Here is an 11483-nt window from a genome sequence, read left to right as displayed (position 1 = left end):
TGTGCCTTGACGAATATGTTTGACATAGTCCATATAATGGACTTCCTCTGTTGTATGCTCCAGTTGTGGATCCTCATATTCTTCAAGTAACTGACTCTCCAAAATCATGCTGCTCGTGCCATCGAAAATAATGTGTGAGCACGGCAGAAGCAATAAGTGTTCACGCAAATTCAAGCGAATCAATGCAATTCGGTATTGCAAAGATTTCGTCTGCTCATACGGTTTAAAATAAAGATGCGACATGATAGACGAAAGGAGCTTACGCTGGGTTGGTATCGGATATGCCGATAAATCCACCATAGGTAAAGATAAGTTCTCCGGGATTGATCGGACTTCCCAAGCCCAACCCCCGTCCGATTGAATCAGTACGCTACGCAGTAATTCATGCCTACGCATGAGCTGCTGAACAGCTGTGGACAGACGTTGCTTATCTACATAGTGATTCAGATGAATCACCGTGCCAGAAGAAGCAGGATGCTGCAAATGATAATGTTGAGCAGGTGCCAGTGGAAACTGTCCGATCGCCTCTGAGCTTAGCAGACTACCATTCCTAGTTGCATTCATTTCATCAATTATTGAAATAAATTCCATTGATTGAGAGTGAAGAACGTTTTCCTGTTCATCATCTGTTATTGTAATCATCGTGAGCAGAGCTTCAATCGATTGGCCTGCATCCTCTCCACCCATAGGCACAATGTAATGCGGATGCAGGTCAGGATGTACATGAGACGGAATGAAAGCAACGATCTTATCAACCTGATCTGCTCGAAATGGATGTACTTGTAGAAACAGATAGTCTTGCTCATCAACCGACACAAATTGAAGCAAAGCTTGTACATCAAAAGTGTTGCTAATCCACTGTTCAGCTTCCAAGATACTGGAAATCCATGATGTGTTATGGTGTGTGTCACAACGTTCAGCTTGCAGCAAATCAGACAAACCACGAATAGTTTGATGTTGTAATACCTGATGGATTCCTAGATAGATACCTTTTTCCTGTGCTTTAGAGACAAGCAGTATAGCCTTTAGAGATTGACCTCCGAGTTCAAAAAAGTTATTGTCAATGCCTACCTTTTCCGCGCCAAGCACCGTTTGCCAAAGCTCTACAAGTTGTTGTTCTAATGCATTTCTCGGGGCAACGTATTCTTCATTCCAACTACCTGTCCCTTTCGGTAAGGGTAGCGCCTTGCGGTCGATTTTCCCATTCGGGGTCAGGGGCATGTACTGCAACTGCATAAGGTATGAAGGAACCATGTAATTGGGTAACTTTTTCAGCAACGTGTTACGCAGTTCGCTTACACTTACTTCACGTTCTGCCACATAGTATGCGACCAGTTGGTCTGGCCCCTGTTCTTCTGCATTTGCTAGCACAATGACCTCTTGCACAGCCTCCATTTTCAAAATTTGCGCCTCTACCTCACCCAATTCAATCCGATACCCTCGGATTTTCACCTGATGGTCGATCCGACCCAAGTACTCAATGTTGCCATCCGGCATCCATCTTGCCAAGTCACCCGTTCGGTACATCCGTTCATAACTTGCTTCTCCGCTACTAAACGGATTTTTCACGAATTTTTCAGCAGTCAACTCCGGACGACCCAGATAACCCCGCGCTAACCCCGGACCGGATACGCACAGTTCACCCGGTATACCCACCGGCGCTAGACGACCATGCGCATCCACCATGTATACGCGATGATTCGGTATAGGACGCCCGATTGTAATCAGATCCTCAGCTCGCGGATCTTCAGACACGGACCATACCGATGTCGCGACCGAGTTTTCTGTTGGACCATAAGCATTGTAATACGCCACTTTCTCCTTCCACTTAAGCACCAGCTCTATTGAGGCTGCTGAGCCTGCTGTGACCAAAATGCGTAAGTCTGGCATACGTGCTGGTTCCAGATACACCGTATAGGTGGGTGGGAGTGTAGCCACTGTAATTCGATGTTCCGACATGTACTTCTCAAACCACTCATAATTCAAAATCGTCTCTTGTGTCGGTACGTACAATGTCGCTCCACTGAATAGCCCCTGGAAGATTTCCCAGCAGGATGCATCAAACGAATAGCTGGCGAATAACAACACATGATCTGATGAGATAATCTGCAGCGTTTGATCAAAATACGTTTTCAGATTGGACAATCCTCGGTGTTCCAGCATAACTCCTTTGGGTTGTCCCGTGGTTCCCGATGTATAAATAACATAAGCAAGGTTATTTGAACCACTTACCGAATCTAGGTTTGAACCATCCTTGTGATATATGGATGTTTTCCCATTCAGGATCAGCACCTGACCCTCAAACATCCCTTTTTCCACCAGATGACTTTGCGTCAACAGCAGTTTTGTTCCGGAATCTTCCAGCATGTATTGGATTCGCTCCTGCGGATACGTTGGATCAATTGGCACATAAGCACAACCCGCCTTGAGCACTGCCAATATGCCTACGATCATCTCAATAGAACGTTCAACAAGTAGACCAATTCGCTGATCTGACTGCACACCATAAGATCGCAGCGTTCTTGCCAATTGATTGGCTCGCTTATTCAGCTCACGGTAGGTTATCTGCTCTCCTTCGAAATACAAGGCTATCTGCTCTGGCGTCTGCAACACTTGCGCTTCAAACAAGCCGTGAATCGTCTGCTCGTGCGCGTACTCTGCTGCCGTATCTCCCCAAATCGCCAGAATTTGTTCGCGCTCCTGTTCCGTCACAATGTCCAACTCGCGCACTCGAATGTCCGGTTTCGCCACCACTTGCTCCAGCAGCTGTACTAGATGGCCCTGAATTTGTTCTACACTCGCACGGTCAAACACCAATGCATTGTAGCTAAAGCTCATTTGGATCGTTTTTCCTGGCAACACCGCCAGATTAAAGTCGTCGGTCGTTGACTTGGCTACCTTTGCTGTCCATAGGCTGAGGTCGAATTCTTTACCATCACTCATATGCTCCACTTCTTCCTCCACCAGAACATCTGCAAAAATGACGCTATGGTTGATCCAATCCTGAATGAGCTCAGATAGTCCCTGAATCTCATGGGGTGGATATGTGGCATGCACACGTGCATACTTGAATAACTTTTCGTTTTGCTTCATTAATTCTGTGAACAAGCTGTTTTCTCCGCCTTGGATACGCACAGGCATGGTGTTTATGAATGCCCCCGTCACTGCTTCTGTATTTGCCATATCAGCCGTCTGACCTAAATGTACGCTGCCGAACACGACGTCCTCAGTTCCGTTATATCTTTGCAGTAAAATCCCCCATGCCGTCTGTAGTAACGTACTGACCGATACCTCTTCCTGCTCGGCGATTTTCCGTATTCCGGCGGTCAGCTCCATACCCAGATCCAGGTTTACATACTCCGCCTGATATGTTGTCTGATTCTGCTTTTTAGCCTGCGGTAAATGGGCTTGTTCCTCGTACCCGGCCAGATAGTTGCTCCAGTAGCGTAATGCTTTTTGGCGTTCTTGATGCTCTTTCAGAACAGGCACCGTTTCTTCCGTTGTGACCCATTCCAGCTCTCCAAGTGTTAGATCCGGGTTCACCACAACAGTCTCCACCAATCGTACAAAGTGGCGCGTCATCTGCTCTACTGTTTCCCGCTGATATAGCGATGTCGCATACTCTAATCCGAACCGAATACCCGCTTCTCCCTCACTGGCTTCCAGCGTCAAATCAAACTTTGCCGGGGCTTGCTCCATCCCATATGGACGGAAGCTCAGGTCAGCCAGCTTCAACTCGTTTTGCTCCGTATTTTGCAATACAAACATCGTATCAAATAGCGGATTGCGGCTCATGTCACGCTTCACCTTCAGCTTGTCCACCAGTTCCTCAAATGGATAGTCCTGATGCTCGTACGCCTTCAATGCATGTTTCTTCACATTCTCCACATAGCTACGGAATGTTTGCCCTGCGGTTGGGTAATTACGCATAGCCAGTGTCCCAACGAACATTCCAATGACTGGCTCCAGATCCGCATGCGGTCGTCCGGCTATCGGGCTACCTACAATAATATCCTCCTGCCCGGTGTACTGATGCAACAATGCTGTGTAGGCTGCCAGCAGCACCATGTACAGCGTCGAGCCTGTTTGGGCTGCCAGCTCTTTCAGGCGCTGGCTGACTTTCCCGTCCAATTCGAATTCCACTGTAGCCCCTGCTGTACTTCGCACCTCTGGACGAGTAAAATCGGTCGCCAGGTTCAAGACGGGTAACTCACCATCAAAGGTGTCCAGCCAATACGCTTCCTGACGTTTTATCCACGCTTGCTGCGCTTCATTCTGCTGCCATACAGCATAATCCTTGTATTGAATCCGTAGCGGAGACAGCTCCTCTCCGCTGTACAGACGTACAAACTCGTCGGTCAGCACCCCTGCTGATACACCATCCGAAATAATATGATGCATATCCAGCATTAAGAAATGCTGCGCTTCTTGCTTTGTTCCATGTTCCCCAAGGTCCAGTAAAGCCACCCTCAGCAGCGGAGCCGTTTCTAAGTTGAATGAGCGCACAAAAGCTTGAATCCGCTCTTGCACTTTCTGGTTTACAGCCTGCGCGTATGCAACATCGCGGGGGTCACCTTCTACCTGTATCTTCGCATATTCTACTTCGAACGACACCCCGTCCTCAATAAACTGCACAGGCTCGTTCCCCACCATTTCAAAGCGGGTACGCAAGGATGCATGTCGTTCAATTAATTGACAAAACACTTCTTCCACATGCTCCACATTAAGCGGTCCACTTACCTGAAGCACAGCCGGCATATTATAGTTCACATTGTTCGATTCCAATTGTTGGAGCACATACATCCGTTTCTGCGCCGAGGACAGCGGATAGAACGAGCGCTCTTCCGCCACCGGAATGGACGCGTATGCCAGTTGATCCAAACCGTCCATCACTTCCGCTAACTGCTCAATTGTTGGAGCTTCAAAAATGCTGCGCAGTGGAAGCGACTTATTCAGTTCTTTATGAATTTTCGAAACCAGCGTCGTCGCTCGCAGAGAATGCCCACCGATTTCAAAGAAGTTATCTTTCACACTGACCTGCGCTAGATCTAAAATTTCCTTCCAGATCATCGCTAACTTCGATTCCACCCATGTCCGAGGTGCAATATGTTCTATTCCATCTTGCAATTTGCCCTCTGGTGCTGGCAGTGCCTTCCGATCAATTTTGCCGTTCGGGGTCAGCGGGATGTGCTCCAGTTGTACAAAGTACGTAGGCACCATGTAGTTTGGAAGCTCTTTAGCCAGCAAGCTACGTAATTCACTTGAACTGACTTCCCGCTCTGCCACATAATAGGCGACCAGTTGGTTTTCTCCCTGCTTGTCCTCATGAGCCAGCACGACGGCCTTTTGCACATCTTCCATTTTCAAGATTTGTGATTCAACCTCGCCAAGCTCAATTCTGAACCCGCGAACCTTCACCTGATGATCAATACGTCCAATAAATTCCAGACTACCATCTGGATTCCAGCGAGCAAGATCCCCCGTTCTGTACATTCGTGTTCCCGGTGAAAACGCGTTGTTCACAAACTTCTCCGCTGTCAGATCCTCCCGATTCCAATACCCACGCGCGAGGCCTTCCCCTCCGATACATAATTCGCCAGGAATACCAACCGGTTGCAATCGACCCTGCGTGTTAATGATGTATATTTGCGTATTAGCGATGGGGCGCCCAATATCAATCCGGTTCGCAGTCGTCAATTCTTGAGTCGTCGAATACACCGTCGTTTCCGTCGGACCGTACATGTTATAAATACGCAGTCCGTTAATAGATTGCAGTCCGTTTAGAAGCTTCGGAGGAATTGCCTCACCCCCGACTAAAACCTCCTGTACACCTTGTAGCGCATGAGCCCCTTCATCATGATCAAGTAGCATTTGCAGCCGGGACGGCGTCATTTGCAGCATATCGATTTGATGAGTGACGATCAACTCCATAAGCTCCTGTGGGTCTGTCTGATGACGACGGTCACCAATTATAACTGTCATTCCACTAAGCAATGGCAGGATTGTTTCCAGCACAAAGATATCAAAGGAAATCGTCGTTAGCGATAAAATTGTTTTGTCTGCTGTGATGTCAAGGACTCCGTGCATCCCTGTTATAAAGTTCAGAACCGACCGATGCTGAAGCATGACCCCCTTCGGATTACCAGTCGAGCCTGACGTATAGATTACGTAAGCCAGGTGATCTGGCTGAGCCGTTTCTTCCAGATTCGTTGTTTCCCCTTGGTACAACTCTTCATCTTCGACAAAATAAGTGTTAGCACTATAGCTATGTCCTTCAACCAGATCACGGGAAGTTAAAAGTACAGTAGCTCCACTGTCTCCAAGCACATATTCAATTCTAGCTGACGGATATTCAGGATCGATCGGCACATAAGCACCGCCTGCTTTAAGTACAGCCAGCAGACCGATCATCATCTCTGCCGAGCGCTGTACCATCAAGCCCACCAATTTGTCGGGTCCCACTCCTTGTGTTTGGAGCACCCGTGCCAGTGAGTTGGCGCGCTCGTTCAACTCGCGGTAGGTTAATTGCTCTCCTTCGAAATACAAGGCTACCTTCTCTGGCGTCTGCAACGCTTGCACTTCGAACAAATCGTGAACCGTCTGCTCGCGCGGAAACTCCATTGCCGTATTTCCCCATACCCTCAGGATTTGCTCGCGTTCCTGGGCCGTCACGATATCCAGCTCATCGATCTGAATATTTGGGTTCGTCACCACTTGCTCAAGCAGTTGTACCAAGTGGCCTTGAATTTGCTTTACACTCGCGCGATCAAACGCCAGTGCATTGTATCCAAAGCTCATTTGGATCGTTTTACCTGGCAGCACCTTCAGGTTGAAGTCATAGTTAGTCTGTTCCACAGACTCAACTCCGGTAATCGTGAAGCTTGCCTGCTCACCATTACCCAGCTGTTCGATTTGTTCTCCTACCGGATAGTTTTCAAAAATGATAATGTGATCGATCAAATCTTGCTTGAGCTCGGTCAACGCCTGAATTTCATACAAAGGGTACGTATCATAGGCACGTGAGGCGATGGATTGCTCCTGAATTTGTTTTATTACATCCAAGAAACGACTTCCTCCGCTGCTATTAATGCGCACTGGTATTGTATTTATGAACAAACCAATGATATGTTCCACATTTGGAATGTCGGCTGGTCGTCCAGAAACCACACTGCCGAATACAACATCATTTGTACCGTTATATTTTTGAAGCAAAATCCCCCATACGGTCTGTACCAGCGTATTTACCGTGACCTGGTATCGCTTGGCGACTCGCTGCAGCGCAGCCGTCAGGTTCTCGCCCAGATCAAAGTCAAGCTGCTCCGGCTGATACCCGTTCCCTAGTACTTTAGCCTGTGGCAAACGGGACTGCTCTTCATATCCGCTCAGATATGTGCTCCAGTATTGTGCCGCTTCTTCATGATCTTGCTGCTCCAACCATTCGATATATTGACTATACGGCGTCACAGGTGTCTGCTTAGGCTGGTCTAGGGCCAAAATGGCAAAGTAACTTGTGAACACTTCATTAGTCAACAGCGACATGCACCAGCCGTCCATTACAATATGATGGAAACTCCATATTAATCGATATGTCTCTTCACCTGTGCGTAAAATCGCCACACGTATCAACACATCTTGGTCCAGTTTAAAGCCTCTTAGCTTATCTTTACGAGTGAAATCGAGGATATGTCGACCCTGTTCATCTTCTTCCAGTTCACGTAAATCCTCCACATACAGTTCAGTCCGCTTATTCCTGTACACGATCTGAAGCGGTTCATCCGTCACACCGCTGTAGAAATTCGTCCGCAAAGACATATGTCTTTGCACCAGCAGATCCAGACTTGAAGCAAACGAAGCCGTATGAAAATGCCCATTCAGGTCAAAAGATACCTGCTCAAAATACGCGCTGGACTGCGAATCCATTAAATTATGAAACAACATTCCCTTTTGCATTGGTGTTAGAGCGTATACATTTTCCAGCTCGCCAGTCTGTGCAACTTGCTCAACCAGTTGATCCAGTACCCCGATGGTCAAGCCCTTGAAGGATACATCGCTTGTTGTCAGCTCAGGCCGCTCTTTGGCAACGCAATGCGAGATCACCTCTTGCAGAGCTGATTGTAACAGCCCAGCCACGTGTTCCATCGTTTCTTTTCGATATTGTTTATTGCTGTAGGCGATCGTCAATCGCAACGTACCTTCTGAAATCATCGCGTTCAAATCCAACGTGTGCAGCAACCTCGATTGAGCAGCATCTGTTTTACCTATACCGTAGGAGGAAAGGATAATTCCGCTGTTTTGCAGATCTTCCTGATCAAGCTGACCTAAATAGTTAAAGCTGATTTCCGGTTCTGTGAAGTAAGGACGGTTTCGAGTTTCGGCAGAAGCCTCGGACAGATAACGCCATGTACCATACGTCAAACCTTTGTGCGGAATAGCACGCAGTCCTTCCTTTGTGCTTTTGATACGTTCTCCAAGTGTAAAATCACCATCAATTTCTAACAAAACAGGATACAAGCTGGTAAACCAACCCACAGTACGTGTTATATCTACTTCCGGTATGATAGCTTCCCGACCATGTCCCTCCAGATGCACCAGCACACAATTAGTACCTGTCCAGTTATGAATGGCCAAGCCTAACGCACTTAGCAGCAAATCATTAATCTCGGTATTGTAGGCCCGGTGTACTTGCTTCAATAATTGCTGTGTTTCTGCCTCCGTCCATTCCAGCGTCAGCACTTCGCTATCTGCATTCAACGAACCAGTATAGGAAAAATCCTTAGGTAGCGGAGTAGCTCCCCCTTGAGCCTGTTCAAGCTGCTGCCAGTAAGTTTCGTCAGACTCGGCCGCTGAGCTGTTAGCATAAGTTGACAACTCATGCGCCCAAGTTTGAAAGGAATCTGTTTTAAACGGTAATCTTACCGGCACGCCCTTCAGTGCTTGCTCATAGCCTGTGGAGAAATCCTCGAACAGAATCCGCCATGATACTCCGTCTATGACCAGATGATGAATAGCTATAAGCAAATGATCGCCTTCATTTGTACTGAACAAACCAAGCTTCACCAAAGGTCCTTCGGACAGGTTGATACTACTTTGAATTTCAGTTGCTTTCGCTTCTAGCACGTCGGCAGCCGCCGACTCTCCACGTAAATCCGCAGTTTCGAGCGTATATAATGAGCCTTCCTCCACTCGGCGTGTCCATGCTGTATAACCAGATGGATGCTTGCGGAAGACTGTACGCAGGGCATCATGATGCTCCACGATCCAGTCCATTGCCTGGCGCACAATCGTCTCATCAAAACCTTCCGTCCTGTGCAACATCACCGCCTGATTGAAGTGCTCCGGACACTCAAGCTCCTGCGAAAAGAACCATTGCTGGATCGGAAGTAACGCAGTTTCTCCGCTGACCTCCCCTTGATCAGCTATATGCACGGCCTCACACATATGCGGTGCCAGTGCCACTACCGTAGGATATCGGAACATATCCTTAACTTCCAGCTTGTAGCCCGCCTGAAATAATCGGGATGAAATTTGAATTGCCTTGATTGAATCCCCACCCAGATCAAAGAAATTGTCTAAAATCCCAACCTTTGGGGCTCCCAATACTGATTCCCAGACCGCCACCAGAGTCCGTTCCGCCTCCGCACGCGGCTCAGCATAATCAGCTCCGCTTTGCAGACTGCCTTCCGGTGCTGGCAGTGACTTCCGATCAATTTTTCCGTTCGAGGTCAGTGGAATATGCTCTAACTGTACGAAGTATGCAGGCACCATATAATTTGGAAGTTCCTTAGCTAGCAAGCTGCGCAATTTACCCGCATCCACATCTTGTTCAGCTACATAATAGGCAACCAGTTGGTTTTGTCCTTGATTGTCTTCATGGACTAATACGACGACCTCTTGCACATCAGCCACCTTCATCAGGTTGGTCTCAACTTCACCCAATTCAATCCGATAACCCCGAATTTTCACCTGATGGTCAACCCTGCCCAAATACTCTATATTCCCATCTGGTAGCCAGCGTGCTAAATCGCCTGTCCGATACATCCGTTCATAGTTCGCTTCTCCACCAGCAAACGGATTTGGCACAAATTTTTCAACCGTCAGCTCTGGTCGGTTCAGATACCCTCGGGCTACGCCAACACCGCTGATACATAGCTCACCGATTACCCCTATTGGTTGAAGCTTCCCATGCTCGTTCAGAATATATGCGCGCGTATTGTGAATAGGTTTACCCAAATTTACTGCTATTTCTGGTTCACACACGGAAGCCAGTACATCAATGGTTGTTTCCGTCGGTCCATAATGATTATTCAGAATGTATCCTTTGCTCACTATTTTTTCCTTTAATGAATCTTCCAACCGTTCACCACCGCAGATTAACGTATCTAAGCAAGGTATTTTGGAATCTTCAGATAAAAATGCTCTCATCAGGGCCGGTGGAATGTCTAGTATCCTGATATTATGAGTCTTAATATATTCGGTCAGTAGCTGCTTACTCAGCAGCGTTGTACGCCGGATACAATGCAGCTTGCCCCCATGCAGCAACGTCCCAAAGATCTGCTCAATACTTGGATCAAATGTATATTCTGCCGTCAGGATCATATCAAGTCCACCACTTATTGCGTAACGTTCCGAAAACCAGCTCACCGTATTAATTGCACTACGATGGTTGACCATGACCCCTTTCGGCTGTCCAGTCGTTCCTGAGGTATATAGAACGTATATCAGATGATCCACCCTGTCTGTGGACATCATCAAATTAGAGCCATCTGCAAAATATATTCTGGAATCATCCAGTTCAAGAGTAGTCCCTTTAAAAGATATTCGTTCAGTAAATGCCCGTTGTGTCAGTACAATCTGCGCATCGAAGTCCTCCAACATATAATGGATACGTTCTGCTGGATATTCCGGGTCTATCGGTACATAAGCACCACCTGCTTTGAGAACTGCTAGTATACCAACAATCATCTCAATAGATCGTTCCACAAGTAGTCCAATTCGCTGCTCTGGCTGTACACCATAAGAACGGAGTGTTCTTGCCAATTGATTGGCGCGCTCATTCAACTCACGGTATGTCAGCTGTTCACCCTCAAAGAATAAGGCTACCTGTTCTGGCGTTTGCAAGACTTGCGCTTCGAACAAACCTTGAATTGTTTGCTCGCTTGGATATTCCACCGCCGTATTTCCCCAAACACCCAGAATTTGCTCGCGCTCCTGTTCCGTCACAATATCCAGTTCATTCACCAGGATATCCGGGTTTAGCACCACTTGCTTCAGCAGTTGCAGCAAATGTCCCTGAATTTGCTCCATATGTTCGTGATCAAATACCAGGGCGTTATAAATAGCTCTCATTTGTATCGTTTTTCCCGGCACTACAACCAGATTAAAGTCATAATTTGTCTGCTTCATCCAATCGATTTCGTCAATACAAAAGCGATTCTCATCGCTACCACCCAGTTGCTGAATTTCTTCCTCTACTGATACATGAT

1 protein-coding gene is annotated in these 11483 nt (G+C 47.3%); it reads right to left on the bottom strand.

Annotated features, from left to right (window positions below; genetic code table 11):
• The coding region (locus QD47_RS27715) for a non-ribosomal peptide synthetase (protein ID WP_152643894.1) at positions 1-11483 on the bottom strand (11483 nt) is incomplete at both ends.

It is taken from the genome of Paenibacillus terrae, assembly GCF_000943545.1.
Taxonomy (GTDB): Bacteria; Bacillota; Bacilli; order Paenibacillales; family Paenibacillaceae; genus Paenibacillus; species Paenibacillus terrae_A.
This window is presented reverse-complemented; position numbering and strand designations above follow the sequence as displayed.